The organism is Shewanella sp. YLB-07 (assembly GCF_009377275.1).
The window spans coordinates 23,053-50,011 of sequence record NZ_VOQB01000016.1 but is presented as its reverse complement, the minus strand read 5'-3'; the positions used below and the strand labels follow the sequence as shown (position 1 = coordinate 50,011).

General features: G+C 46.3%; 21 protein-coding genes. 6 read left to right on the top strand and 15 right to left on the bottom strand.

All coding sequences use genetic code 11. The annotated features are described in order from the left end of the window. Positions 1-46 precede the first annotated feature (46 nt). From nuoG to FS373_RS26275, 7 genes are all read right to left on the bottom strand, one after another. Positions 47-3,031 carry an NADH-quinone oxidoreductase subunit NuoG gene (nuoG, locus tag FS373_RS26305; RefSeq protein ID WP_227993282.1) on the bottom strand — a complete coding sequence of 995 codons (2,985 nt, stop codon included), beginning with the start codon at positions 3,029-3,031 and terminating at the stop codon, positions 47-49. Next, on the bottom strand, positions 3,031-4,401 hold the full coding sequence (gene nuoF, locus FS373_RS26300) for an NADH-quinone oxidoreductase subunit NuoF (protein WP_152830944.1): 1,371 nt from the start codon (positions 4,399-4,401) through the stop codon (positions 3,031-3,033). Before nuoF ends, nuoG begins: the two co-directional genes overlap by 1 nt. Further along, positions 4,398-5,135, bottom strand: a complete 738-nt coding sequence (nuoE, locus tag FS373_RS26295; RefSeq protein ID WP_227993280.1) for an NADH-quinone oxidoreductase subunit NuoE — start codon at positions 5,133-5,135, stop codon at positions 4,398-4,400. The genes nuoF and nuoE overlap by 4 nt, the downstream gene beginning before the upstream one ends. 8 nt (positions 5,136-5,143) lie before the next feature. Then, complete coding sequence (nuoC, locus tag FS373_RS26290) at positions 5,144-6,913, bottom strand: NADH-quinone oxidoreductase subunit C/D (protein ID WP_265575355.1); 1,770 nt, start codon at positions 6,911-6,913, stop codon at positions 5,144-5,146. Positions 6,914-6,936: 23 nt separating this feature from the next. Further along, positions 6,937-7,533 (bottom strand): NuoB/complex I 20 kDa subunit family protein, encoded by a 597-nt coding sequence (locus FS373_RS26285; protein ID WP_194165942.1) that lies wholly within the window; start codon positions 7,531-7,533, stop codon positions 6,937-6,939. A gap of 59 nt (positions 7,534-7,592) precedes the next feature. Then, positions 7,593-7,964 (bottom strand): NADH-quinone oxidoreductase subunit A, encoded by a 372-nt coding sequence (locus FS373_RS26280; RefSeq protein ID WP_152830941.1) that lies wholly within the window; start codon positions 7,962-7,964, stop codon positions 7,593-7,595. 207 nt (positions 7,965-8,171) lie between these two features. After that, positions 8,172-8,603, bottom strand: coding sequence for a CBS domain-containing protein (locus FS373_RS26275; RefSeq protein ID WP_144046010.1), 432 nt, complete (start codon positions 8,601-8,603; stop codon positions 8,172-8,174). 296 nt (positions 8,604-8,899) lie between these two features. Here FS373_RS26275 and FS373_RS26270 point away from each other — a divergent pair, with 296 nt between their 5' ends. Continuing rightward, positions 8,900-9,592 carry a TetR/AcrR family transcriptional regulator gene (locus FS373_RS26270; protein ID WP_144048919.1) on the top strand — a complete coding sequence of 231 codons (693 nt, stop codon included), beginning with the start codon at positions 8,900-8,902 and terminating at the stop codon, positions 9,590-9,592. A 61-nt stretch (positions 9,593-9,653) separates the two neighbouring features. Here FS373_RS26270 and cysK read toward each other — a convergent pair whose 3' ends face one another. After that, complete coding sequence (cysK, locus tag FS373_RS26265) at positions 9,654-10,622, bottom strand: cysteine synthase A (RefSeq protein WP_144046011.1); 969 nt, start codon at positions 10,620-10,622, stop codon at positions 9,654-9,656. Positions 10,623-10,926: 304 nt separating this feature from the next. Here cysK and FS373_RS26260 point away from each other — a divergent pair, with 304 nt between their 5' ends. Both FS373_RS26260 and FS373_RS26255 read left to right on the top strand, forming a co-directional pair. Then, positions 10,927-12,198, top strand: coding sequence for an RDD family protein (locus FS373_RS26260; RefSeq protein WP_152830940.1), 1,272 nt, complete (start codon positions 10,927-10,929; stop codon positions 12,196-12,198). 271 nt (positions 12,199-12,469) lie between these two features. Continuing rightward, the gene (locus FS373_RS26255; protein ID WP_152830939.1) at positions 12,470-13,711 is read left to right on the top strand and encodes a diguanylate cyclase; all 1,242 of its coding nucleotides are present in this window, start codon (positions 12,470-12,472) and stop codon (positions 13,709-13,711) included. Between the two features lie 33 nt (positions 13,712-13,744). Here FS373_RS26255 and FS373_RS26250 read toward each other — a convergent pair whose 3' ends face one another. The 7 genes from FS373_RS26250 to FS373_RS26220 form a co-directional block, all read right to left on the bottom strand. Beyond that, positions 13,745-14,221 carry a MarR family winged helix-turn-helix transcriptional regulator gene (locus FS373_RS26250; protein WP_144046012.1) on the bottom strand — a complete coding sequence of 159 codons (477 nt, stop codon included), beginning with the start codon at positions 14,219-14,221 and terminating at the stop codon, positions 13,745-13,747. A 126-nt stretch (positions 14,222-14,347) separates the two neighbouring features. Further along, a complete protein-coding gene (locus FS373_RS26245; RefSeq protein ID WP_144048920.1) occupies positions 14,348-15,052 on the bottom strand; it encodes a TorF family putative porin in 705 nt (234 codons plus the stop codon). Positions 15,053-15,081: 29 nt separating this feature from the next. Next, positions 15,082-16,299: a BCCT family transporter gene (locus FS373_RS26240; RefSeq protein ID WP_152830938.1), complete on the bottom strand. Its 1,218-nt coding sequence runs from the start codon at positions 16,297-16,299 to the stop codon at positions 15,082-15,084. A gap of 252 nt (positions 16,300-16,551) precedes the next feature. Continuing rightward, positions 16,552-18,252: a choline dehydrogenase gene (betA, locus tag FS373_RS26235; protein WP_152830937.1), complete on the bottom strand. Its 1,701-nt coding sequence runs from the start codon at positions 18,250-18,252 to the stop codon at positions 16,552-16,554. 3 nt (positions 18,253-18,255) lie between these two features. Beyond that, a complete protein-coding gene (gene betB, locus FS373_RS26230) occupies positions 18,256-19,719 on the bottom strand; it encodes a betaine-aldehyde dehydrogenase (protein WP_152830936.1) in 1,464 nt (487 codons plus the stop codon). Further along, the gene (betI, locus tag FS373_RS26225; RefSeq protein WP_144046016.1) at positions 19,710-20,315 is read right to left on the bottom strand and encodes a transcriptional regulator BetI; all 606 of its coding nucleotides are present in this window, start codon (positions 20,313-20,315) and stop codon (positions 19,710-19,712) included. The genes betB and betI overlap by 10 nt, the downstream gene beginning before the upstream one ends. Positions 20,316-20,893: 578 nt before the next feature. Further along, complete coding sequence (locus FS373_RS26220; RefSeq protein ID WP_152830935.1) at positions 20,894-23,269, bottom strand: carbohydrate binding family 9 domain-containing protein; 2,376 nt, start codon at positions 23,267-23,269, stop codon at positions 20,894-20,896. 358 nt (positions 23,270-23,627) lie between these two features. On the opposite strand from FS373_RS26220, the gene FS373_RS26215 reads away from it, so the two are divergent. From FS373_RS26215 to FS373_RS26205, 3 genes are all read left to right on the top strand, one after another. Further along, on the top strand, positions 23,628-25,814 hold the full coding sequence (locus tag FS373_RS26215) for an OsmC domain/YcaO domain-containing protein (protein WP_152830934.1): 2,187 nt from the start codon (positions 23,628-23,630) through the stop codon (positions 25,812-25,814). Between the two features lie 138 nt (positions 25,815-25,952). Next, a complete protein-coding gene (locus FS373_RS26210; RefSeq protein WP_144046018.1) occupies positions 25,953-26,243 on the top strand; it encodes a hypothetical protein in 291 nt (96 codons plus the stop codon). 171 nt (positions 26,244-26,414) lie between these two features. Further along, entirely contained in the window at positions 26,415-26,957 is a 543-nt protein-coding gene (locus tag FS373_RS26205) for a Crp/Fnr family transcriptional regulator (protein WP_227993297.1), read from the top strand. The last annotated feature ends 2 nt before the right edge of the window (positions 26,958-26,959 follow it).

Below are 26,959 nucleotides of genomic sequence, written 5' to 3'. Positions count from 1 at the left end.
TCGCTTATCCAGTAAGGTGAATAATCTAGTGGACAGCTGTGACACCTCATGTAGGACCATCACTGTCCTCCTTACTCTTACCTTTGAGTGCTGTTATCTTGGCTCGCTTACCCAGTAAGGTGAATAATGAATTGGGTACTTGTGCGACATCTGGGGACATCTGCTGATTGAGTGTGCATATAAGGCTGGCGGCTTTATGCTCACCTTGGATCTGGGCTTCCTCTCCTTCGATGAGGTTCAACGAGGCGGCTAGGCTTGGGTGAATATTAAGGCTGGGATCCGGGCTCATGGAGTGTATCGATGATGAATAGCTCGCCAGCTCAAAATCGGCATATAGGTTAGCCGAAGGCATTAAGCGGATGCTGGCGCTTGTTAACTCTAAGCTATTAGTTTCTTTTCGACTCGCATTAGTTTGCTGCCCGTTTCCTGGCTTAGCTTGATGGTCGCCTAGGTATGCTTGAGAGAAAAGTGTGATCCCCAAGGTCCAGGGGGAGTGACTTTCATTGCCGAAACGATTGGCTCCCTGATCTGAGTTCCACTTGGGTGACCAAGCATTAGCGGGCAAGACTGTGATCATCTGTACCTGACTCTGACGAAATCCCTCGACTCCTTCCATAGATTGAACAAAAGGCGTGCCAGAAGCCGATATTGGCATCTGCTCTTTGACATCATGAACGGCATGTATCGCCGTTCTGGCACTGGCTCGTTTGGGTTGGCTGGCGATCCGGAACTGGGAGCCTAGATTGATTTGAGCGAGCTCAGAAAATGTTTCGATGGGGGCCAGTATGGGGAAATGCTGGGATAGCCAATGATGGATCTCTGCTGGGCTAGATAAATCCGTTAGCTCAGAGAGCCAGGTCCAGGGCATCATGCGTTGATTAAGCCCGGATATGGTGGCAAACCCATGCTGTAATCTTCCTTCAGAGCTGAGGTAACAGCCTTGGGATTCGGCAAAAGAGCCGCTTGGTAATATAAGATCTGCCATCTGAGCGGTTGGGGTTAACATTTGATCTATGACGATAATATTATCTATCGCATCCAATGCGGCTTCTAGTCGCTCAACTTCCATATAGCGATACAGATCTGTCTCTAAAACAATCAAGGTATCAGGGGCTTTATGGGTTGAGTCTTCTCCCTCTTGGCCCATGACTCTGGTGATGAAGGAGTCGATACCCTGATAATTTTCCTCTCCTTCCTCATCCTTGATAAGCAGGCCAAAATGAAGATCGTTTACCTGCTTGGTCACCCCATAAAAACCCGCATTCGGCTTAAGCTGTTTGAGCAAACTTGCAATATTAAGGCTAGTGCTCAACAGAGTCGGATCTTGACTCTGAAGGCCGGTAATCACCATGGGAGTGTCGGCAGTTAACAGAGTGTCGACGATGCGCTGGGTAGAAGCAGAATAGGACTCTGTATTTGCATATGGTTCGATATTGCTATTAATATCGCTATCTATGTCTGCTGCGGAGCTGGTGGGGCGATGGGGTATGTCTGTAAAACGCTCGGGATTTTCGTTAAGTCTCTCTGCTTCGTTAAGTTTCTTAGTTTCTTCAAGTCTGTGCGCTAGTTGATCCTGTATCTCTTCAAGCAAGATCACTTGCTCATCGGGGGAAATGATAACTTCCTCAGTTGCCAAATTGGACAATTGACTGGTATCGCTGGCGATAATCGCTAAAGGTGAGCGGCTCGTTTGCGCTATATTCCTAACCGGGCCATCTTGCCAATCGGCTAGGCCCAGTTTCGCGGCATTGTCTACCCCCAGGTTACGGCTCATCTGCCTGATGGCGAGTGCGAGTCTGGGCGCCGTGTGACTAATGTCTTCATTGATTATCAGGGCGGCGTCGCAAGCTTGGGCCTGTTTGATGGAGAATGGGCTGACTCTATTGCTCTGATAAGCACTGCACAGCATGTGCAGCATCTGGACTTGTTGGTCCGGTACGCCCAGATAAAAGTTGTCTTGACCCACCAGTTTCATCAGCGCAGCATTATTTTCTATCTGTGTTCTGGCAGAGCCTATGGCAATGCACTTGCCTGTTGCTTGGCTGAGATAGCTTCCTTGGTCATCGCTGTCCGCTGGTGAGAGGAGCTTGGCTAGCTGCTTCTTGGCTTCAATGCTGGAAAGGATTACAGAACTCTTATCGGCGTTATTGCGCAGCAAGGGAGCATCGAGTCGTTCATTGTGATTAGCATGTTCATAACCAAATAAGCCAATATTGCATAGGAAATGGCCGTTGATCTCATCATGCCTGCGGTTAGTTATCCTGCGAACCTTCTGATCTCTTTCACTCACTGTGATGTTGCAGCCCAGGCTGCAGTGGGGGCAGATAGTCGGGGCGGTTCGTAGGTCCCATTTTCGAATGTAGTGCTCGGAGAAGGGTTTATCGGTAAACACTCCGGTCGGGCAGACCTCGGCCAAGTTGCCTGAGAAGTTATTTTCAAGGGCCCCGGATGTGGCTCGGCCAAAGTAGAGATGGCTTTTCGAGCCAAACACATTGAAGTCATCCCCACCACAGTAGTCCCGATAGAAGCGGACGCAGCGATAGCATCCTATGCAGCGGTTCATCTCATGATTGAGCATGGGACCTAAATATTGATTCAGATGCGTGCGTTTCTTACCTGTGTAACGTCGGTTGATATGGCCACTGATGGCGGTCATATCCTGCAAGTGACAGTTCCCCCCCTCTTCACACACCGGACAGTCGTGGGGGTGCTGGGTCATGATGGCTTCGATATTGGTCTGTCTAAATTGTATTGATTGAGTATCTTGCATCGAGATGACCATGCCATCACATACTGGGGTCATGCACGCCATGACTAAGCGGCCGACCTTGTCCTCATCATTTTGATACTGTTTTACCGCGCATTGTCTACAGGCGCCCACTGAGCCCAGCTCCGAATGCCAACAGAAATAAGGCAGATCTAACCCAAGTGTCAGACAGGTTTGCAGCAGGTTTTCATTTGGTGATACTCGATAGGCCTTGTTATCTATGGTGATGCTGACCATGTCTGTTTCAGTGTTGAGATTATTCATCACGTCCCCTCGACTCGGTTAGCATTTATCGTGCTGAGTGTCTCAGCTGTGGCTGTCTTCTTTGCGGCTAGTTCGTCATGATAGGGGCAGCATTGATGATTGATATGTGTCTCAAAGTCTTGCCTGAAATATTTAAGGGCGCTCTGCAGCGGCTCGACCGCGCCAGGGGCGAGTGCGCAAAAGGTGTTGCCGGGCGCTGCAAAGTCGCACAGCTCCTCCAGCTGAACAATGTCTTTGAGCTCACCTTCTCCTCGCTCAATTTTTTCGAGTAAGGAAACGGCCCAGGGCAGGCCGTCTCTGCAAGGTGTGCACCAGCCGCAAGACTCCTGAGCGAAGAAGCGCACTAGGTTGAGCACCATAGAGATGGGGCAATATTGATCGTCCAAGATGATGATGGTACCGGTGCCCATGCGGCTGCCTAACTTGCCAATTTCGTCGTAATCCATGAGAGCATCTAAGTGTTCTTCGAGGAGGAAATCTGTGGAGCCGCCGCCAGGAAGTAAGCCCTTGAGCCGATAACCGTCGCACATGCCGCCAGCATGGTGCTCGATGATCTCTCTGATGGATGTGCCCATGGGGAGCTCCCACAGTCCTGGACGTTTGACTCTGCCGCTGACGCCGAAGATTTTAGTGCCTGCGTCTTGTCCCTTGCCGAGTGCCTTAAACCAGTCACTGCCGAAATTGATGATGTGGGGCAGATTACAAAATGTCTCAACATTGTTGACTATGGTAGGTTTCCCCCAAAGACCGGCAACTTGAGGGAAGGGAGGCTTAGCCCTTGGCGTCGCGCGCTTGCCCTCCATGGCGTTGATCAGTGCAGTTTCCTCGCCGCAAATATAACGTCCGGCACTGGAATGGATATGAATATCGAAGTTAAAGGCTTGTCCTTGAATACCTCGGCCTAAGATGTCCCGGCCGAGTAAGTGGTGTTGCTTGCATTCATCTATCGCTTGCAGCAGTCTCTCCTCGGCGAGATAGTAGTCACCTCGAAGGAAGATGTAGCCTTGAGTCGCCCCTAAGGTTAAGCCGCCAATGAGTAGACCTTCGATGATCTGATGTGGGGTCTGCTCAAGCAGCCAGCGGTCTTTAAATGCACCAGGCTCCATCTCATCTGCGTTGACTATCAAGTATTTTTCCCTAGGAGCATCTGCCCCGCGAGGGACAAAGCTCCATTTGAGTCCGGTTGGGAAGCCAGCTCCACCGCGTCCCCTGAGGTTTGATTGTTTAATGCTATCTAGCAGCTCATCTGAACTCATCTCCATAGCCCGGGTTAATCCATCGTATCCGCCATGACTCAGGTACTCAGACAGTTGCCAGCAATTAGCTTTATCGGTAATGAAACGAGTCAAGGGATTGAGAGGAGAGGTCATTTTTTATTTCCCTCCAGTTCATCGAGCAACTGGGCTATTTTACTCAGGGTTAGATGCGGGTAAACTTGCTCTGACGCTATCATTACCGGGGCTTTATCACATGCCCCCAGGCAAGGAAGAGGAATTAGGGTGAAGCGGTTATCTGGCGTCGTTTCGCCGGGTTTAATATGTAATTTCTGGCTAATGGCTGCGCGAACTTCGACCCCGTCCATTAAGTCGCAACTGATACCATCACAGGGGTGAAGCACTACCTCACCAACGGCTTGTCTGAATATCAGGTTGTAGAAGGTGGCGACAGAATCCAGCTCTGCAACGGAGACTTGAATATAAGCAGACAGCAGAGATAAACTGGCATCGCTCACCCAGCCTCTTTGCTTTTGAATCACCTTGAGTGCATCGATGGAGGTCGCGGCTGGATATGGGGCCGATACCAGCAGCTTATCGAGCTGCTTGGTTTCACATGGGCTCAGTTGGGATGAATCATCAACAGCTTGCCTATCTTCAACCTTGGCTAGAGTCTCTGCAATCTCTGCGCTGGGTGTTAGCGCTGACTCGGCCAGTGTGCTACGGACTGGAAACTCATCCTGAGTATGGGTCTTCTCTGGTGTCGTGAATGTAGCTTGTGTGTGATTGCCCGCCTGATCATCGGTTGAAGCATCGCCGTTCGAGGGTAGGTCACCGGACATGACTTCCTGGATGGAGATCCTCAATAGCTGCTCATAATTCTGTGTCATATTAGCCCCTACCTATCCACGTCGGCCATAACAAAATCGATACTGGCTAAGATCACAATCAAGTCGGCTACCATTAGCTCCTTTGCCAAGGTCGGGATCATCTGCAAATGGGGGAAAGATGGGGTGCGGATCCGAGTTCGATAACTTGAGCTGGTACCGTCCGATATCAGGGTGTAAGCGTTGATGCCTTTGGTGGCTTCAACGGCGAAACTTGACTCTCCTTTGGGCATCACACCTCCCCAACTCACATTCATAAAGTGTTGGATCAGGGTTTCGATATCTTGCTTGCTCCTGTCGCTTCTTGGAGGAGTGGTTAATGGGTGATCTGCCTTATAATTCCCCTGTGGCATATGATCTATGCATTGTTGGATGATCTTTATGCTTTGTCTCATCTCATCGACCCTGAGCTGGCAGCGGTCATAGGCATCGCCATTGTGAGCCGTTGGAATGTCGAACTGATAGTTTTCATAACCTGAATACGGGCGGGATTTGCGCAGGTCCCACTCGAGACCCGTGGCTCTTATGCCCACGCCGGAGATGTTCCATTCGAGGGCCTGCTGGGTGTCATACTTGCCTATGCCAACGGCGCGATTTTTGAGTATGCTGTTCTGCATCACCATGACTTCGTATTCATCGAGCTTAGCTGGGAAGTAATCGACGAATTCCTGCATCATAATATGCCAGCCCTGAGGCAGGTCTTGGGCCACACCACCTATCCTAAACCAACTTGGGTGCATGCGAGCACCTGTGATGGCCTCAATGATGCTGAACAGTTTTTCTCTGTCGATAAACAGATAAAAGATGGGAGAGAGCTGACCGACATCTTGGGCAAACGTACCGAAGAACAGCATATGACTCAATATGCGAAAACACTCGGCCAACATGACCCGGATGCACTCGACTCGCTCAGATACCCGAATATCAGCTAATTGTTCTATGGCCAAAATATAGGGGAAGTTGTTCATCACCCCGCCTAAATAGTCAATTCTGTCAGTGTAGGGGATAAAGCCATGCCAGGTCTGACGCTCCGCTATCTTTTCTGCGCCTCTATGGTGATAACCAATATCAGGTACCGAATTTTTAATCTGCTCGCCATCGAGTTGCAGCGCGATTCTAAATACCCCGTGTACGCTGGGATGATTCGGGCCCAGATTGAGAAACAGATAATCATTATCTTCGCTGCTGTCGTCCATTCCCCATTCTTTTGGATTGAATCTTAGCGCATCTTGCTCTCTGGCAAGCTTTTCATCATCCAGAGTGAATGGCTCAGTCTCGGTGGCGCGGCAGGGAAACTCTTTGCGCAGGGGGTGGCCCTGATAGGTCGGCGGTAACAGAATACGGCACAGGTTTGGGTGTGCATCGAATACGATGCCAAACAGATCCCAGGCTTCACGCTCATACCAGTTTGCCGAGGGCCAGATTGAGGTGATGCTGGCTTGATGTTCATTATCCTCAAGCGCTACCTTAAGGCGAATATCTTGGTTCCTTTCTATGGAGAGGAGTTGATACACCAAGGTGAAATCTTTGGCCGGCAGTAACGCTTTATCTAACCTAAGACGTTCGTCGACGGCATAGAGGTCGAACAGAAAATTGAACGGTTCGGTAATCGATTTGAGCAGGCTTAAGGCTGGAGTAACCTGATGCTTATCTATCCAGAGGGTGAGAATATTGTCCGCCGTATTCTGCTCAATAGCACTGTCTCCCAGAAGACGTTCCAGTTCAGGGACCATGGCTAATGTTAGCCCTAGTTTGAGAGTCCGTGTGGGTATTACTGACATATCCTTCGTCATTATGGTCATCTTTATACCCTGTCTGGCGGCGTGAGTTTATTGCTAGCGACTCTTAAGGCATGTTTTTCATCCCGGAGGTTACGGCAGGCAAAGGATTCTATCTCTTGTGGGGTGATGACGCGGTTGAGTGGTCTTCTCTGTCTGGCATCACCATTCTTGATGGCCTCTTGTAGTAAAGTGAGCCCATACATCAGGGCTTCTGGTCTGGGTGGGCAACCCGGAACATAAAGGTCTATGGGGAGGAATTTATCTGCACCCTGGACCACGCTATAAACATCATACATGCCGCCTGAATTGGCACATGAGCCCATGCTTATTACCCACTTGGGTTCCAACATCTGATCATAAAGGTGCTTGATCACCGGGGCCATCTTAAGAAATACTGTACCGGAGATGACGATGAGATCGGCTTCTCTTGGCGTCGCTCTAATGACTTCGGAGCCAAATCTGGCGATATCATGACGACTGGTGAAAGAGGTGGCCATCTCGACGTAGCAGCAAGATAAGCCGAAATTAAACGGCCATAAGGAGTTGCTTCTTCCCCAAGCGACTAGGTCTTCTAAGCGGGTGACTAACAGGTTCTTCTCTACCACCTCTTGCATGCTCATTGAGGCCGTTGGAATTGTCTGAGTGTCGTTAATATCAGGTTTGGTTAATTGCCATCGCATCAAGATTCCCCCTCTTTGCGAATTCCCCAATTGAAGGCGCCTTGTTTGATCTCATAAATCAAGGCAATGAACAGGGCTAAGATAAATAAACTGGCTGTGAGTAGGCCGGGCCAACTTGTTTCTACTACCACCAAGGACCAGAGGTAGAGAAATACGGCTTCGATGTCGAAAATTACGAAGGAGATGGCGATTAAGAAATAGTTTACGTTCCAGCGAATATTGGTATCACCGACGGGGACTATGCCAGATTCATAGGGGTAGGCGTTGCTTCTCTTATGACCTCTGGGGTTTAGGGCATGCGACACAATAATCATCGTCATGGTGACTATGATTATTGCCAAAACATAGAAAATAAAACTCGCAGATACCATAGCTCAGCGCCTTATTCTTTGTTTCTTATCCCAAAAGACTTAATTTATAGGCCATGCCTTAATTGTGATAAAGCATAGTCCAAAAAAATGAGTTCAAAAAAATGAGTTAGCTAATATTTTTATTTTAATGAGTGACTTGTGTTCGCATGCTTGACTGCATTGATCCGCTGAGATTTTAGTCCAGGTTGGTATCATCGCGAGTACAAGCTAAACCAAACGGGTGTGTCCACGCTCATACATGGCTCTTAAATGGTCGTCTAAGGCCTTTAATACCGCTGAGCGATTAATTACGCCAATTAATTTATCTTCTTCATCTACAATAGGGTAAATTTTAGGCTTGTGATGGGTCATCTTTTGCGCTAGGTCTAAGACAGATGCTTCCTTCTTTACCGTAAGAGGATCGCCATGCATCACATCTCCTACAGCATAATGATTTTCGTTGAGGTAAGTGGCTTCCAGCATCTTGATTAAGCAGTCTTGTTCAGACAGAAAGCCTATGACTTTTCTATTTTCATCAATAACGGGCCCACCAATTTGTTTGTTATGCAGGAAGAGTTCAACTGCCTCTGCGATTGGCATATGCGCTGTAAATGTAACTGGATGTCTATTCATGTAGTCAGCAATTTTAATCGACTCCATAGTTCGCTCCCTTATTGCAACTGAGTGGTCCTGTCTGTCATATTAAGTTGACGTTATGTTAAAATGTAAGTGTTTGGTAAGTGATGTGCCTAAGCATCTGAAAATATGCTCTGTTGTTATAAGATTAGACGCAATTTCTTGTTTTGTTAGAGAGATAAACAAAAAGAATTAAAAACAAATGTCGGAACAAAATTTATAGTGACTTATATTGGTACAAGTGAAAATGTTAAGCTTAGTGACTATTTTTCAAGATATTGCCAGCGTAATGAGCTGGCTAAAGAGCAGAAGGACTCATGATGACTCATCAGTTAACCTATGTGGGACGTCAAACAAGCCGAAGTGATGGCGAGGCGAGGCGGCTGGTTATTTTAGAAGCCACCCTGAGGCTTATTGTCAGAGAGGGGATCCGTGGGGTTCGCCATCGCGCCGTGGCGAAAGAAGCCGATGTGCCTTTAGCATCTACCACTTATTATTTTAAAGACATCAAAGATCTTATCAGTGATTCATTGACCTATTTTGCTGAAAAAACCTTATGGATGAATAAAAAGTTAGAAACCCGCAGCTTCGAGTTACTCAAACAATTCAGCAGTGCGAGCCTAGGAGCCGACGAAGAAGCATATAAAGCTAGCGAAAGCACTGAAGTTTTAGTGAGCAAGTTAACGCAATTTATCTGTACCCATATCCGAGAGCAGGTGTCCTGCAGAGATGATCGTATACTGGAGGTGGCTTTTCATGAGGAAGCGCTCAGAAACAAACAACTTGCCAGTGCGATAAAGCAGTTAGATGAATCTTTACTGGCGACCATTCAAGGTTTTTTCGAGCAGCTGGGTTCGTGCAGCTCGTTGGCGGATGCCTACCAAATATTAGGCTTGATAAAGCTGCTCGAATACCAATCTATCGTTCGAGACGATAATAGTGAGTCCGGGCCCGAGTTTGAAAAAATAATCAGTTCGACGATTCGAAATATTATCAGAGGTATTCTTGCGTAACGGGGAGGCATAAAAAAACCGGATATCACATCCGGTTTTTTAATTCCAATATCAGTGATTCTTACTGAACATTTTCAGCGTCAGAGAATTCGCCCTGGAATAATACTGAAGAGAGATAACGCTCGGCAGCAGAGGGTAAAATCACAACTATGGTCTTGCCTTCAAATTCTGGAAGCTCGGCAATGCGATTTGCAGCCACTACCGCTGCACCGGAAGAGATACCCACTAAAATACCTTCCTCTTTCATCAAACGTTGAGCCATTTCGATTGACTCTTCGTTAGTCACAGCTTCGACGCGATCGATTATCTCAAGGTCTAAGTTACCAGGAATGAAACCAGCACCGATACCTTGGATCTTATGTGGTCCAGGTTGTACTGGTTGACCTGCAAGAGTCTGGGCGATAACCGGTGAATCCGCCGGCTCGACAGCAACAGAAGTGATTGCCTTACCTTTAGCATTCTTAATAAAACGGCTCACCCCAGTGATAGTACCACCGGTGCCCACACCCGCAACGATAACATCGACTTCACCGTCGGTGTCGTTCCAGATCTCAGGACCCGTTGTCTTTTCATGGATCTCTGGGTTAGCCGGGTTATCAAATTGCTGCAGTAATACATATTTCTCAGGAGCAGATTGGCGAATTTCTTCGGCCTTGTCGATAGCGCCCTTCATGCCTTTAGCACCATCGGTAAGCACTAAATTAGCCCCTAAAGCTTTGAGTAGCTTACGGCGCTCCAGGCTCATGGTATTTGGCATGGTTAGAGTCAGCTTATAACCGCGTGCTGCTGCAACATAAGCCAGGGCGATACCTGTATTACCCGATGTTGGTTCGATCAGCTCTTTATCTTGAGTCAGCAAACCTTTCTTCTCAGCATCCCAAATCATATTTGCACCGATGCGGCACTTAACGCTAAAGCTTGGATTTCTGGCTTCTATTTTGGCTAAAACATTGCCTTTGCTCACACGTTTTAGGCGAACAAGAGGGGTGTTACCTATGGTATAAGAATTGTCTTCGAAAATTTTGCTCATTGCTTGCTGCTCCTTTGAATATCCAAGCTAATCATAATCGCCTTTAGCGGCAATAGAAGTGATAGTTTGTTCTTCGTTATTCCATTTAGTTATGAAACATCATGTATCTAGTATTAAACCTTGAGTTGGAAGTCGGTTAAAAATGTTAACCTATTGTATCTGTAATTGATTCTGGCTTATATCTACTACTAAATCTAAGATGTTTAATATAAAGGTATTTACCTACCTTAGGTATAAAATATTTGCTCACTTTGGCATAAGTTTATCTGTGTATAAACTAAAAAAATAATAAAAGCGGATAGCTATGATAAGTGCAACTCACGAGAAAAAATCTGAACACGTCTCGCAATTGGCTCCTAAAACCGATCCTAAATCAATCGTCACTCCCTTTGCCTTCGAGATTGCACCTCAGGTGCTCTATACCCCATTAGCGACTCCAATGAAGCGTGGCTTGGCCATGTTGGTCGATGGCTTGTTGATTTCCGTGCTCGCTGAGCAGGCGGGCTGGGTGTTTATCCTATTAGTTGGTTTGACCTTGCTGATCCAGAAAAAGAGCCGTGAACTGGGGAAAATATTTAAATGGGGCCTGTATATTTCCATGTTGGTGATGATGCTTTGGGTGACAATAGGGAACTTCTTATCCTCAGCCGATGATGATGATTTAAATATAGAGTCAGGCTTCTCCGCTTCGCCAGTGACAATGGAAGCTGTAGGCCAGCTTATTGGTTATGTACCCAATATTATTCGTTTTAGCAGTTGTTTAACTTTGGATTGCGCCGAAACTGAGCTAAATGAGTTAGTGCCTGCACTGAGAGCATCACAATTGCCAATTTCTGAGCAGGCCTCGATACTCAAGGATACCATAGAAGATCTTGCCTTATCGGAAGCCGACAAGGTAAAGCTTAAGCAGAATATAGCGCAAGGCCTGGCCGAATTGGATGAGTTAAAATTAGGTGAGGTAAATGGGCTCGAGAAAGATAAGTTAAATGAGGCTAGTGTCATTAAGGAGACTGAATTAGTACCGCCACAGGGGTCTGAACAATCCGGTGATGAGGAAGTCTTAACCAATACTCGGGTGTTACAAGAGCTGAACCTACCAGAGGAAGTCCAGGAACTGCATGAGTTTAGCCAATCGGGTGAGATGAGCCAGTTACAAAAATTAGACAAAGAAGATGATGAGGGGGATGACTACAGTATAATTTCCTGGGCAAAAGGGATACTCAATGACTTAGGTTTGGGCTTTGGTTGGGCTGCATTTTACTTCACCGTATTTACCGCCTGGTTTGACGGACAAACTTTGGGCAAGAAGCTACTGGGGATTAGAGTCATCCAACTCGATGGCACTAAACTCTCTTTATGGGATTCTTTTGGTCGTTATGGTGGCTATGGTGCTGGATTTGCAACTGGGCTGCTTGGATTTCTACAAATATTTTGGGATGCAAACAGGCAGGCAATACAAGATAAAATTTCGGCAACGGTCGTGATTGATCTCAATAGGGCAAGAACAACACATGTCGATGATAGTGAGTCGTTCAATCTCGATAGAAGCGCTAAAACACTCGGTAATTATCTGTAAGGGTCGATAAGGCATCGCTTGTACAAAATTATCGATACTATCAGGTAAATCTTTTGTGGCAAACAGAGCTAAAGTGCTACCTTTAATAGATGCAACAAAACATATTCGGCTCCATGAAGGGGTGGCATAGTTCAAAGACGTAGCAGTGGATATAAACGAGAAACGGAATCCTCGCCAGAACACGCTCATCAGAGAAATATATGATAATACCTATGAGGGAAATAAAAGTAAGTCATTATATTATAAATAGAATAAGCCTTAGGAGAATAAATTGCGTATTTTAGTCGTAGAGGACAGTAAAGTTGTGTCCCGTATTTTACAGCATCTTATTGCTCAGGAGTTAGACTGTGAAGTCGATTTCGCGGTGGATATGGCGTCGGCAAAATTGCTATTAGAACAGAAAAAATATTTTGTCGCGATCACAGACTTAAATCTGCCCGATGCCCAGGAAGGGGAAATCGTCAGGCTGGTTCTGTCAAAAAAGACGCCCTGTATCGTGCTCACCGGAAGTCTGGATTCAGAGAAGCGTCAGCGCCTGTTACAACTCGGCATTGTCGATTATATCTTAAAAGAAAATCGTTTCAGTTACGAATATGTCGTCCGTTTAGTTCGTCGTCTTCAACGTAATATAGACGTCAAAGTCCTTGTTGCCGATGATTCCGTGGTGAGCCGAAGATTTGTCAGAACTTTACTCGAGCAGCACCTCTATCAAGTTATCGAAGCCGATGATGGAAATTCGGCTTGGGAGATATTACAAAGCCAACCAGATGTCCAGCTGCTTATCACAGACTACAATATGCCAGGTTTGGATGGTTTTGGTCTCATCTTGAAGGTCAGAGAAAAGTTCAGCCGGGAAGAGCTGGCGATCATCGGCCTGTCCAGTGATTCGGATGAGAGTTTGTCTGCACGATTCATTAAAAATGGTGCCAATGACTTTCTGAAGAAGCCTTTCGTCCATGAAGAGTTTCACTGCCGAGTGCTCAATACTTTGGACTCTCTGGATATGATCCGTAAGCTGTGGGATCAAGCTAACTTAGATTACTTAACTGGTGTTTATAGCCGTCGATATTTTTTCGGGCTCTTTGAAGAGCAAATTGAACAAATTAAGCAGAAGCAGGGGGTATTAACGGTTGCCTTGTTGGATCTCGATTTCTTTAAGAGGGTCAACGATACCCATGGCCATGATGTGGGAGATGAAGTGTTAATTGAGTTTTCGGCTCGTTTAAAGCATTTCTTCGGTCAACACTTTACCGTATTTCGATTCGGTGGTGAGGAGTTCACCGTTGCGTTTAAAGGCCTTAATCAAGAGAAAGCCTTTGCCTTGATGGATAAGTTTCGCTCTCAACTGGAGATGAAGCCTATCGTGACTTCGAGGGGGGATATGTTTATCACTGTGAGCACAGGTATTGCCGGACTGGCAGATGATGGTCTGGATGGACTTATCCAAAGAGCCGATAAGGCTCTTTATGATGCCAAAGAGTCTGGTCGAAACTTAGTCTGTATCGACGCCTAAGCTCGCCTTCGTTTTTAGAAACCAGCGGTGACGCTACTCTTCGGCTTGAATCTGGCCCACCAGTAACACAGGAGCTGCATCGAGTTCCTGGGCATCCATCATCGAGGCGATACGCTCTACGGCCGACAGCAGTTGACTCTGCTCCCACCCTTCGAGGTTTTGATAACGGGTAATAAAATGTTCTTGAAGGGGCTTTGGGGCGTTGCTCAGTAACGCTTGTCCATCTTCACTCAATGACAGATGCACTTTGCGTTTATCTGTTTTACTACGAGTTCTGAACACCAATTTACGGCTTTCGAGTCTATCGATAATCGTGGTCACAGTGGCAGGACTCAGGGCAACTTCTTGGGCTATCTCTTTGACGAGAGGTGCGTCCAACTGGGCAATGTTTTGCATGACCATGAGTTGAGGGCCAGTTAACCCCGATTGCTTATTCAGCTGACGGGAATGTATATCGATGGCCCGAATAACCCGGCGCAGTGAAATCAATAGTTGTTCGTACTTTTCCATAATCCTCCCCTCATTTTTGAGCACAATAACAGAATTCTTAGTGGGACTCACGCAACAAAAATGCAGAATAACGTTTAAGCGCTATTCTGCATGTTTTATGGACTAACCTTGCCTAGCAAGGCCAAGTTAGAAACCAAAGGTTCGCGCTACAGACAATACCGCACGGGTATCGCTGGTATCCATGTTCATGCTGGTATCTTCCACCGCGAGATTAAAGTCGAAGCCTTTCCAGCTTGTCATATACTCGGCGCGGTAATGGTTGTAGGCCTTATCTCCATCCCATGCCCATTTGTCTTCATCGAGAGAGGTTGAGCGATCGAAAACGATTCGAATGTCATGACCTTCGGCAATATTAAACGTATGAGCTGCCATCATGATGTAATGGCCTGCATCGACACCAAAATAATCCCATGAATACCAGAAATTAAGTTCACTCTGGCCGATTGATGAAGCATAACCAAACTTAGTGTATAGCTCTGGGTATTGGTATTCATCTGAACCAGAGTCACCATGATAGGTGTAATAAGCGATACCGGCGTCCAGAGACACGCTCTGTGTTAGCTGGAAGAACTTACCGCCATAGAAATCTAACTCTAACCAGGTATCGTCACCCGAGCCAAAGTCGACATTTGAGGCCCAAGTGCCAACATACCAACCTGAATCTGCTGCATAATCCAGGCTGGCTTGTAAGGCCGGGCCATTATCTGTTTGGCTCACACCGTTGAAGGTGTAATCAGATACCGCCGTGACGGTCGAGCTTACGCCTGCCATTGCCGTTGTCGGTAGGGCTATTAATCCCAGTAATGCTAGATTTTTTATTGTATTGTTCATCATCTTCTCTTTGTTTTATTTTCAGCTTATTAGTTAGCTAATTCAATTTTAGTAAAATCAATCTTGTTTTCTTTAGGTGATTGCTCGATGGTCGCCACTTGCTTATATTTCTTCGCTAAAATATAACCGAAGCAACCTAAAATCAGACCGATAGCGACCGCACCTACCCACTGTATTTGCAAGAAATCCAGTTGGAACAGTAAGGTTAATCCACTCATAAGCACTATGTTGCCGATGATGTACTTGGTCTTACCGAAACGCTGTACAGTTAAGTTTAGATTGTCAGTATAGAGTCGAATGAGTGAATCCAGTGAATTGACTACAAAGGTGATACCTACCATGACCATAGCTAAGTTATAGAAACCTGTGGTCGCGATTTCGTTGGCGCTGTAGTAGTAAAGCACAGTAAACCAAACTGCGATTGGGATAGATGGGAACACCATCATGGCTATCAGCACTTGATAGGTCTTCATACCACCCACGAAGCGAGAGGTAAATTGACCAATCATGATGCTCCAGGCAAACCACCAAAACAGGTAGAATTCATGGTAATCATTCATCGGTAATACAAAGTGATGTAGGTTGCCGAAGTAATCGCCGATCATGGCAAAGGTGGTGACAAACTCGCCGACACCGGAGCCGTCCGACAAGAAAGCGCCAGCCCACATTATCACGATCAAGCCTAAGAACATCCAAGTGCTGGCTAAGCTCAGGGTTCGGACGTAACGAATACTGGTACTGGAATAAACAGCAGTGGCAATCACGGCAAAGACAATCAGATAGAAGCTGCTGACAATAGTCTCACCGTCGCCCATCCCCGGCAGATACCAAGGTAGGTTAGTCAGCAAGAGGTAAGCGGTGAAGGCACAGGTACCGATAATGACCAGGTTATTGATAAACTTAATCAGCGGGATCTCAAAGAATTTAACTCTCGGCTCTATCACACAGAAATAGAAGCAAGTTAAGAAGTAAAATGCCCAGATCAGAAATGCCCAGAAGCCAAACTCTATGGCCAAAGGATTGCTAAAGCCGTATTCAGGGCTAGCAGTCACATCAGCATATCCGGCAAACTCGGTGAGGGGGAACATGATGAGTCCCACGTCGAGTCCAGAGGTGAAGAGTATGGCGATAAAGGTGAAAGTACGAACTGGGGTGACACCGATACATTCCACATTACCCCAACGGTAAATCACAAAGGCGATAGCGGCGAAGGTAAATAATATCCCGATAGTAAGCCAGGTTGTCATTATTGAGTCCTCGCCTTAATATTATGATAAAACATAGGTTTAGTTCCTTATTTTTATTCTAAATGTGCCAAGGAACAAGGTTTTAAACTCGTAAGAATCCCTCAAGCCTTAAACATCGATGCGACAAAATTTAAGGATTGATAAATTGAACTTGGCGTTAATAGGGCCATTTAGCCGATACGGCTCAGGTTGGCCTTACTACCTGGTAATTACCTCTTGTCCTCATGCCTCGGGCTAACGAGTCATCAGGGGTTATCTTTTTGGTGGGTTTAGCCTCTGTTTCTGCTGCCAATCACTGGCTAAGGTGACGGGGACCGTACTGGCTGTCAAAGGTGCATTGCCCAAAATAAGATCGGCAGCGCGCTCGGCCACCATGATTGTGGGTGAGTTAAGGTTGCCATTGGGAATGATAGGGAAAATCGATGAATCAACCACCCTAAGCCCTTGGATGCCATGTACTCTGGTTTCTGAGTCCACTACAGCCATAGCATCTTCGCCCATCTTGCATGAACAGGAGGGGTGGTAAGCACTCTCGACCGAGCTTCTGACGAAGGTATCGATCTCTTCATCTGTTTGAATCCCAGTTCCCGGTTGGATCTCTTCGCCACGGTACTCATCGAGCCCAGGCTGATTAATGATCTCTCGGGTTAAACGTACACAAGCCCGAAAGCCCTCAATATCATCTTGATGAGATAGGTAATTAAATTGAATACTCGGGGCCGCATGGGGATCGCTGGATACGACCTTGACAGCACCGCGACTCTTTGGCTTGTTGTGACCTATGTGGACCTGGAATCCGTGTCCCGCGAAGGCCTCTTTACCGTCATAACGCATGGCTGCAGGCAGGAAGTGATATTGCAGATCTGGCCACTCAAGTCCTGGTTTGGAGCGAATAAAGCCACAAGACTCGAAATGATTGGTCGCGCCTAAGCCAGATTTATTTAAGATCCAGCGGGTACCGATAAACAGCTTATTCAATGGATCGAGTTTACCATTGAGCGAAATGGGTTTAAGACACTTAAACTGAAAATAGAACTCGAGATGATCTTGTAGGTTTTCGCCTACACCAGGTAATTCATGTATCAGGTCAATACCTGCTTTGGCCAAAGTATCGGCCTCACCTATGCCTGATAACTGAAGAATGTGTGGCGAGCCGATGGAGCCTGCGCTCAGTACTACTTCATTGTTGCACTCGATATCGGTAATTTTTCCCTTGCGCTCATAACGAACACCGACCGCTTTTTTACCCTGGAATAACACCTTGTGTACCAAGGCATGGGTAACGACTGTCAGGTTACTGCGTTTCATCGCAGGTCTAAGGTATGCATTGGCCGTCGACCAACGTACGCCATTCTTGATGGTCATATGCATAGGGCCAAAGCCCTCTTGCTGGGCACCGTTATAATCCGCCGTTGCCAAGTATCCGGCATCGACACCGGCATCGACGAAGGCCTGATATAAGGGGTTCTTCATATTGTTGCCGTTATTGATCGCCAGAGGTCCCGCATCACCACGGTACTCATCAGCGCCAAAGGCCCAGGTTTCGGCTTTCTTGAAGTAGGGCAGGCAATGGGCATAATCCCAATCTTTTGCGCCGCTTTGCTGCCACTCATCGAAATCACGGGCATGACCCCTTACGTAGACCATGCCATTGATAGAGGAGGAGCCGCCTAATACTTTTCCACGTGGGCAATGCATACGGCGATTGTCCAGGTGAGGCTCGGCCTCAGTCTCAAACTGCCATGCGTACTTAGCACTGTTCATCGGGATCGAGAGGGCTGTCGGCATCTGGATGAAGATGCTTCTATCACTGCCACCGGTTTCTAATAAGAGTACCTTGTTCGCCGAGTCTGCCGACAGTCGGTTGGCTAATACACAACCTGCACTGCCAGCGCCAACTATGATGTAATCGTACTCGGATTGTTTTTGTGTCTGGGTATTTGTCATATTCATGTCTTAAAACGGGCTTTCCAGTGGCTGCATACCGACATACACAGCTTTAATTTGAGTATAGGCTTTCAAGGTCTCGCTGCCGTTTTCACGGCCTATGCCTGACATCTTGTATCCACCGACGGGCATCTCAGCAGGGGAGGCGCCATAGGCATTTATCCAGCAGATCCCTGCCTCTAGTTGATGGATCACGCGATGGGCGCGGGTGATATCTTGAGTAAAGACACCGGCGGCTAAGCCTAAACGGGTATCGTTAGCACGTCTGATCACTTCATCTTCATCAGTAAAGGTCAGTACCGACATCACAGGGCCGAAAATCTCTTCTTTGCTCAGGGTCATTTCATCGGTGCACTGAGTAAAGATGGTAGGGGCGACGAAGAAGCCATTAGGGGCATTCTCTGGTCGCAAGGCCTGACCACCTGTAAGCAGATGTGCGCCTTCTGCCTTGCCAATCTCGATATATTCGAGCACTTTTGCTTGGTGGTCTTTTGAAATGAGAGCGCCAAAGTTAGTGGCTGGATCCATAGGATCGCCGCAAACTATATTCTTCTGTGTGCGCTCAAGCAGTTTCTCGATAAAGCTTGGGTAAATGTCTTGCTGGACAAACACCCGGGTGCCGTTGGTACAAACTTCACCTTGAGTGTAGAAGTTACCTAACATGGCCGCAGATACCGCATTGTCGACATCGGCATCGTTGAAGATGATCAGAGGTGACTTGCCGCCTAGCTCCATGGTCACTTGTTTCAGTGAGCCCGCTGCCGCAGCCATCACTTTTTTACCTGTACCGACTTCTCCGGTGAAGGATACCTTAGCGATATCCTCATGTGTCGTCAGCCATGCACCGACGCGGCCATCTCCCTGAACGACGTTAAACACGCCATCGGGTGCGCCTGCTTGAGTGAAGACTTCAGCCAGATTAAGTGCTCCTCGTGGCGTCTCTTCAGACGGCTTAAAAATCATCACATTGCCGCATGCCAGTGCCGGTGCCGATTTCCAGCAGGCTATCTGCAAAGGATAGTTCCATGCGCCAATACCGGCACAGATCCCTAGAGGCTCACGGCGGGTGTAATAGAAATCATCGCCAACTTGCTGTTGATTACCTTCGATACTTGGCGCTAGTCCTGCAAAAAACTCGATGGAGTCGGCTCCAGTCACTACGTCGACCTCAGAGGCCTCTTGCCAAGGCTTACCTGTATCTTGTACTTCGATTACGGCAAGTTCGTCATTGCGCTCTCGCAGAATCGTCACTGCCTTTAATAGAATGCGACTACGTTCCATCGGGGTCATCTTTGACCAGATGGCAAAACCTGTCTTGGCACTTTCTATGGCCGCTTGTTGAATTTTTTCATCAGCGACTTCAACTAAGTAACTGACTTCTCCGGTCGCCGGATTAATGACTTCGAAGGTTTCACCTGTGTCATTGGAGAGAGATTGTCCGTGGACATAATTTTGATAAACAACTAATGACATTGATGTTCTCCATACTGGATGATCACAGCCTCAATAAAGGCTTTACATAATAATTGGGCTTGCTCGAATTCTTTCTCGGGGTAGGCGCTCAATGCGCTGCGTAGCCAAAACCCGTCAATCATAGCCGCAGTCTGTTTTGAGGCAGTTATTGCCTCAGACTCAGGAAGTAATTGCTTAAAAGAAAACAGTAAGTTGCTATATAGGCGTTGGTTGTTGATGTGTTGCAGCCTGGCTAAACCTGGCTCGTGCACTGCCTGAGACCAGAAGCTTAACCAAGTCTTAGTAGCCGGGGTTGAACGTTGAAACTCGGTAAAGTTGGCTTCGACAATCATGAATAGACGTTCGATTGAGGTCAGGTTTTTACCTGAGGTGCGACTCAATAAAGCCAGTTTAAGTTCGTCGAGAAGATGCTTGAGTGTCGCCTCTATCAGACCTTGTTTACCACCAAAATAGTGACTGATTAGCCCGGATGATGTGCCGGCTAGATCGCTAATGGTATTAATTGTGGTGTGGTGTAAACCATGACGTTCAACTGAGATCAAAGTTGCGTCGATTAGCTGCTGTTGTCTCACAGCTTTCATTGGCGGCCTGGGCATAAAAAAGCGAATTTCCGTGTTTTAACTTGTTAATTGAACGTTCAATTAATTACAACTCTAATGGTTAGAGCTGTAACTATCAAATCAAATTCCAAAGTGAGAACTCAATCACAGATTTTTTTAGGCTTTGCGATTAGAAGGCTTCACGTTGTAAGGTACTGTTTATCAATGAGTAAATAAAATGTTGAATCCGAAGTGATAATGGAGAAAAATATTTCGATATTTTATCTAAAATTAGTTTCAACCCTAACTTTTGTCGAGGTTTGGCTTTAAATTTAGTCAATTGAAAAATCTAATAACGGTTTAATTTTTTTGGAGGGAAGTGCTTTTATTGGGATAAATATTTAATTTTTAGCGTCGGTGTTTCTACAAAGAACAGCATCGAAACAGAGCACCAAAAATCGGTACCCTTAGCAATTAAAACCGCTTTTTACTCTACTTCGTCACAAATCATCCATCAGCCGAAAGCCGAAAGCCGAAAGCCGTAAGTTATAAGCCATAAGTTAGAGTAACCAAGCATAACTGAGTTTCATGTTTTGTATAAGGTTTGCTCATCTCTTACTGTACTCACTTACTCACTAGAGTAACCAAGCGTAACTTAATTTCATAAAGTAGGTTTGCTCATCCCTCGTCAGAGAATCTATATCGTCGTTTGACTGCATACCGTCTGAGTAACCCAGGTAAAACACACTCTGTGGGTTGAGCTTGTAACCGTAGAGGATCTCACTGCCTAGGCTCTGTTCGTTCTCTTTTGGTGTGCTGTAGAGGTATAAACTTGGATTGCGTTGAATATCTGTATAGATACTGGAGATGCGAATGAAGTTGTTGATATTGAAATACCAACTGAGGCGCATGTCCGTCAAGTTAGCGGTGAACAGCTCGCCATCATAAACATCTAAGCTGCGATACATATGGGATAGCTCCAGAGATACGCTGTCTGTGATATTCCACTCTACTCCTGGGTTGATAAACAGCTGAGTGCCTAGTCTGTCGTTGCTATAATCTATGCTGTCGCCGTAATCGGCATCCAGTTCTATGCTTATCTGCCTGAAAGGGGTAAATTCGAAATAGAGCCAGCCAACATTTTCGGTAAACATCTGCGTGTTTCCCTCGATGGCCAGACTCGAAGCATCATGGCGTCTGCCGACACGGTCTCGATTTACAAAGCCAATGGCGGTGAAGCTTTGCATCGAGCCCTCAAGCTCTATTCTTGCTTCTGTCTCCTCTTCGATTAACTCCCCAGCTTGGTTGTGGCTGATATCCCAGTCGCCACTGAGTTCGATACGGTTGAAGCTTGAATTAAGGGGATACCAAATATAGCCACCGCCCGCGACCAACTTAGTCACATCGACTCGGCTGATAAAGCCTAAGTCGGCTCTGAAATCGTCACCAACCGATTCATATTGAGTGAAGGCAAACCAGTTGCGGCGTTTATGGACGTATTTGAGTCGATAAAAATCATCACTGATCTCATCATCTAGTTTGGTCCGCAACACGCGCTCATTGATGCCACAATCACCCAGCTCACATGAACTGTCGGGAATACAGGTATCTTCCGAGCAGAGCTCCTTATACAGAGAATCGGGATATTCCGTGGTCGAGAATACATATTGTGCAGTAATGGTATCTTGTTTTGTCGGCTGGTATTTCACATCACCACTGGCCACATAGTTATGGTATTGCTCGCTCTGTTTGGCTGTGACAAGTGCGCCGATAGAAAGCTCACTGCCAAAGTCGGCTCGGTATCGCCCCGCAAGGTTATAGCTTTCCTCGTCGATGCTGGCGATATCTGAGCTCAAGTTACCCGGTACCAGGAAGTTGGTCTTAGTGTCGTTGGTGACCATCACGGCGAAGGTGTGGTTATCGATCTTACTGGTGAGCTTGACACCATAGTCGGGTGAGATGATATTTCGGGTATGCAGCAGCTGCAGTTGAGTGTCGAAGTAGTCCTTATTATCGAGGAAGAAGGCCCGCTTCTCCGGGTAGAAGAGGGCGAAAGTGCTGTTAATATCCAGCTGACCTGCATCGGCTTCGACCTGAGAAAAATCAGGGCTTATGGTGGCACTCAGTAAGGTATTCGGGGTGATCCCCCAGCGAATATCCAGTCCGGGCTCTATGTTGTTATCACTCTGCCAATCCTCTAACGGATCTAAATCTCGCTGACTGTTTTTGTTCATCACCAGTGACGGTGTGAGCTGTAGATCTTGGCCAGACTCTATGCCGCTGAGGCCTGTCGCCGTGCCTAACTGGCAGAGTTGGCAATTATTGTTTCTGTCAATGGAGTGGGTCGACAGTCTATGGGTCTTATCTCTCGGGTAAAAACGAATAAACTCGATGCCCCAAGTCTGCATGTCCAGCTTGCTATCGAAATTAAATAGCCTTAAGGGCAGCTCTATTTCCACCACGTAGCCTGCATAGGTTTTTCGGGCACTGCTGTGCCATATCCCATCCCAGGCGTTACTCTCTTCACCGGTAAGCTCATTCTCTATGGAGTCCATCTGCACGCCATAGGGGTTAACGAAGAACTGATAAGCGAGGCGCTCATCATTGAAGGTGTCTAGCTTGATACCGATTAAATCGTCACCCCAAAGAGAGTCACGGTCGGTGATATTGGCGCGGATAAGGTTACCACTGGCACTGGAATCAGGGTCTTGGGCGATAAAAGAAACAAATAAACTGGTGTCAGTGGCGAAGATTTTGACCTGAGTCGCCACCGGTGCGGCTATGTTCTCCCCTGGGCTGGTTTCATATTTTAGCTCAGCATTTGCCGCCAGCTGCCACTGACGCTCATCGAGCCGTCCATCTATGGTGACGCCTTGTTCCAGCGTTGGAATATCGATATGAAATTGCTGGCTCGTCCCAGCTAAAACTGAAAACGCGCAGGCGGATGAGGCTAATAGAATAGTAGAGAGCAGGGGACGTATTAGATGTTTAGATGTCACTTTAAAAGTCATTATGTTGCTTTTGATCAATTTATGTTGTTGTTGTGTGTGCGAACTGTGACAGGTGAAGGCGGTTATGCGAAGCGCTAGCCGACTGGAATATGTTACAAAAATTGTCAGCATTAGAATGAGGGTCGTTTGGATTTTAGCTTTGGCTTGTTTAGGGATGGGATTTCTGCTTTTGTATCTGTGTTTTAAATTCAAATATCACAGGTAAGTTCCTAGCTTACACACACCATTTTTCTTTAAAGGCCCTTATTTAAGTCGTTTTTGCAATTAACCCAAGACTATTGGGCTAAAAACACCGATAATTCTCATCAATTAAGACAAGCAATCGCCGATTGACAGCGCACGTATCTGGACATATTTAATGGAAATCAAAGTTAATTTTCTCGACAATCTTAGACTGGAAGCAAAGTTTGATGATTTTACCGTCACCGCCGATCAGCCTATTCGCTATAAAGGCGACGGCTCAGCTCCCAGCCCTTTCGATTATTTCTTAGTATCGTCAGCTCTTTGTGCGGCCTACTTTGTAAAGGTGTATTGTAAAGCTCGTGACATTTCAACGGAAAATATCAGACTGTCACAAAACAATATTGTCGATCCTGAAGATCGCTACAACCAAATTTTCCAAATTCAGGTCGAGCTTCCCGATGACATTTCTGATAAACATAGAGAAGGTATCTTACGTTCGATCGATCGCTGTACCGTGAAAAAGGTGGTACAAACAGGCCCAGAGTTTAAAATCGAAACGGTTGAAAACTTAGACCAAGACGCTAATGCCATGTTGATGGGGCAACCCGGTGACGATACTAGCACTTACATCTTGGGCAAAGACCTGCCACTCGAGCAAACCATCTCGAACATGACGGGTATGTTAGCCGACCTTGGTATGAAAATTGAGATATCTTCGTGGCGCAACATAGTCCCCAATGTGTGGTCTTTGCATATTCGCGATGCCGCATCTCCCATGTGTTTTACCAACGGTAAAGGCGCAACCAAAGAAAGTGCGCTTTGCTCTGCACTTGGCGAGTTTATCGAGCGCCTAAACTGCAACTTCTTCTATAACGATCAATTTTTCGGCTCCGATATCGCAAACAGTGAGTTTGTTCATTATCCCAATGAAAAATGGTTTCAGTTAGAAGAGGACGATGCGCTACCGTCTGGTATTTTAGATGACTATTGTTTAGATATTTACAATCCAGATGGTGAGCTCAGTGGCTCTAACCTCATCGATACCAACTCGGGCATGGTTGAGCGTGGCATATGTGCGATTCCCTATGTTCGTCACTCAGATGGAAAAACAGCGTACTTTCCCTCGAATTTGATCGAAAACCTATTCTTAAGTAATGGCATGAGCGCAGGCAATAACCTGCAAGAAGCTCAGGTGCAATGCTTATCTGAGATTTTTGAGCGCGCGGTTAAAAGACAGATCATCGAGCAAGAAATAATCTTGCCAGACGTGCCCATGGATGTGCTGGAAAAGTATCCAAGTATCTTAGCGGGCATCAAAGGCCTAGAAGCACAGGGCTTTCCTGTTGTGGTTAAAGATGCGTCTCTGGGTGGCCAATTTCCGGTAATGTGTGTCACCTTGATGAACCCGAGAACGGGCGGGGTATTTGCCTCTTTTGGTGCTCATCCTAGTTTAGAAGTGGCGTTAGAGCGTAGCCTGACTGAGTTATTACAAGGTCGCAGTTTTGAAGGCTTAAACGACGTACCTAAGCCCACCTTCGATAGCATGACTGTCACTGAGCCAGAAAATTTTGTCGATCACTTCATTGATTCAACTGGGGTTATTTCCTGGCGCTTCTTTAGCAGCAAGCATGACTATGAGTTTTGCGAATGGGACTTCTCTGGTAGCAACGAAGAAGAGTGTCAAAGCTTATTTGGCATATTAAAAGATATAGGTAAAGAAGCTTACATTGCTGAATTTGATCAACTCGGTGCCTCAGTGTGCCGCATTTTAGTGCCGGACTATTCAGAAGTGTATCCGGTAGAAGATCTTATTTGGGATAACACCAATAAGTCACTCCATTATCGCGAAGATATTTTAAATCTTCATTCGCTGACTGATGATGAGTTAACCAGCCTAGCTGAGCGTCTCGAAGAGAGTCAATTAGATAACCAAACCGATATTCCTACCTTGATTGGCATCGTATTTGATGACAATACCCCTTGGGGTCAGCTAACCATTATTGAGCTCAAGATTCTGATCTACCTTGCCTTGGGCGAACTTGAAGACGCCATGGAGCTTGTCGGCGAGTTCTTGCAGTACAATGACAATACGGTAGCGCGTGGCCTGTTCTATCAAGCGGTACATGCAGTGCTTGAGGTTAGCTTAGATGAAGAGTTGGCACTCGAACATTATATTAATAACTTCAATAGGATGTTCGGTAAAGACACCATGGATAATGTGGTTGGCTCAGTGACAGGTGAGATTAAGTTCTTCGGGCTGATCCAAACCAGCATAAAGCTCGAAGGCATAGAGCCGCATCTAAGGCTGATCGAAAGCTACAAAAAGCTTCATCAAGCCCGCAAAGTTAGCGCATCGAATTAATACGTTAAATTCTTTATTGCTAAGAGCTAACAGGCCCATCAAATGATGGGCCTGTTAGCATCTAGACTTAGTGGTTTTCAAGGCTGTTTGACTTTAATTCGCTCTGATTCCTTTATCCCGTGACACAGAGAATGATGAATGAAAAAAATTGATTATTTAGTTAAAGTTACGATTTTACCTGAAGATTTGAAACAAGCCTCTAATGACCGAGCTTGTGAGCTATTTCGTACCTATCAAATATATCAGCTATTAGTGGAATCACATTTATTGTGGAGAGTATGCCTGATAGATGAGTTTGACCATACATGGGTTGAAGTGAACTTTATTAACAACGATGGAGAGCCTGAGTTTCACACCATCAAGCTGGATGAAGGAACCTATCAAAGAGTTGAATTTGATACTTACCGAGTTCTAGACTCATTAGCCTGAATTCACGTTATAAGTTAGAGAGTTTAGGCTGCTGTAATCAGTAGCATATTTGATTTTTCTTACTGTAGCTTGTTAAAGTTGTAGTCTGAACTCCCCATAAAAAAGTAAGATCATGACCCAAGTAAAAATCCGCAGAGAGCAAGTTAAAATCAAGGAGATACAGTGAACGGGATGACAGAGCAGCTTAGGGACTTGCTTGAAAAAAGTCGTCATTCTAGCTCGTACCCGTTAGCTAAAGGTCAGCAACTCTTTAATTGTGGTGACAAGACCGCGCATGTCTATTGGCTCGAACAGGGCTTGCTGTGCGCATATTTTGTTACCGCAGAGGGTAAAGAATTTTGCAAAGAGTTCTATTGGCAAGGGGATGTGATATATGGCATGCGCAGCCTACTCGGTAATGAACCTCTGCCTTATAGTGTGGTAGCCCTCGAGCCGTGTAATTTGCTGCGCTTATCGGTAGACGTCTACCGGACAATGATCGATCAAGATCCACAATGGGCCGATTACCACCGTGAGCAGCTGGAGCAGCACCTGTTAATTAAAGAACGTAAAGAAGCATTTCTGCTGTTAAACACTCCCGAGCAACGAGTGTTCGCCTTTCATCGTGATTATGGCTTCCTACTACACCGTATCAAGGGCTACCAGATAGCTTCCTATCTGGCGATGACTCCGATTAGTTACAGCCGCATAAAAAAACGCCTTAACTTAACATAAGT

Bases quoted from the DNA above. Each gene is read 5' to 3' on its own strand.
- nuoG (WP_227993282.1), bottom strand. From the start codon at position 3,031: ATGAATAATCTCAACACTGAAACAGACATGGTCAGCATCACCATAGAT.
- FS373_RS26220 (WP_152830935.1), bottom strand. From the start codon at position 23,269: ATGACTTTTAAAGTGACATCTAAACATCTAATACGTCCCCTGCTCTCT.
- betA (WP_152830937.1), bottom strand. From the start codon at position 18,252: ATGAATATGACAAATACCCAGACACAAAAACAATCCGAGTACGATTAC.
- nuoE (WP_227993280.1), bottom strand. From the start codon at position 5,135: ATGACACAGAATTATGAGCAGCTATTGAGGATCTCCATCCAGGAAGTC.
- betB (WP_152830936.1), bottom strand. From the start codon at position 19,719: ATGTCATTAGTTGTTTATCAAAATTATGTCCACGGACAATCTCTCTCC.
- FS373_RS26205 (WP_227993297.1), top strand. From the start codon at position 26,415: ATGACAGAGCAGCTTAGGGACTTGCTTGAAAAAAGTCGTCATTCTAGC.
- FS373_RS26240 (WP_152830938.1), bottom strand. From the start codon at position 16,299: ATGACAACCTGGCTTACTATCGGGATATTATTTACCTTCGCCGCTATC.
- FS373_RS26280 (WP_152830941.1), bottom strand. From the start codon at position 7,964: ATGGTATCTGCGAGTTTTATTTTCTATGTTTTGGCAATAATCATAGTC.
- FS373_RS26270 (WP_144048919.1), top strand. From the start codon at position 8,900: ATGACTCATCAGTTAACCTATGTGGGACGTCAAACAAGCCGAAGTGAT.
- FS373_RS26275 (WP_144046010.1), bottom strand. From the start codon at position 8,603: ATGGAGTCGATTAAAATTGCTGACTACATGAATAGACATCCAGTTACA.
- FS373_RS26250 (WP_144046012.1), bottom strand. From the start codon at position 14,221: ATGGAAAAGTACGAACAACTATTGATTTCACTGCGCCGGGTTATTCGG.
- FS373_RS26215 (WP_152830934.1), top strand. From the start codon at position 23,628: ATGGAAATCAAAGTTAATTTTCTCGACAATCTTAGACTGGAAGCAAAG.
- cysK (WP_144046011.1), bottom strand. From the start codon at position 10,622: ATGAGCAAAATTTTCGAAGACAATTCTTATACCATAGGTAACACCCCT.
- FS373_RS26260 (WP_152830940.1), top strand. From the start codon at position 10,927: ATGATAAGTGCAACTCACGAGAAAAAATCTGAACACGTCTCGCAATTG.
- nuoC (WP_265575355.1), bottom strand. From the start codon at position 6,913: ATGTCAGTAATACCCACACGGACTCTCAAACTAGGGCTAACATTAGCC.
- FS373_RS26210 (WP_144046018.1), top strand. From the start codon at position 25,953: ATGAAAAAAATTGATTATTTAGTTAAAGTTACGATTTTACCTGAAGAT.
- nuoF (WP_152830944.1), bottom strand. From the start codon at position 4,401: ATGACCTCTCCTCTCAATCCCTTGACTCGTTTCATTACCGATAAAGCT.
- FS373_RS26285 (WP_194165942.1), bottom strand. From the start codon at position 7,533: ATGAGCATGCAAGAGGTGGTAGAGAAGAACCTGTTAGTCACCCGCTTA.
- betI (WP_144046016.1), bottom strand. From the start codon at position 20,315: ATGCCCAGGCCGCCAATGAAAGCTGTGAGACAACAGCAGCTAATCGAC.
- FS373_RS26245 (WP_144048920.1), bottom strand. From the start codon at position 15,052: ATGAACAATACAATAAAAAATCTAGCATTACTGGGATTAATAGCCCTA.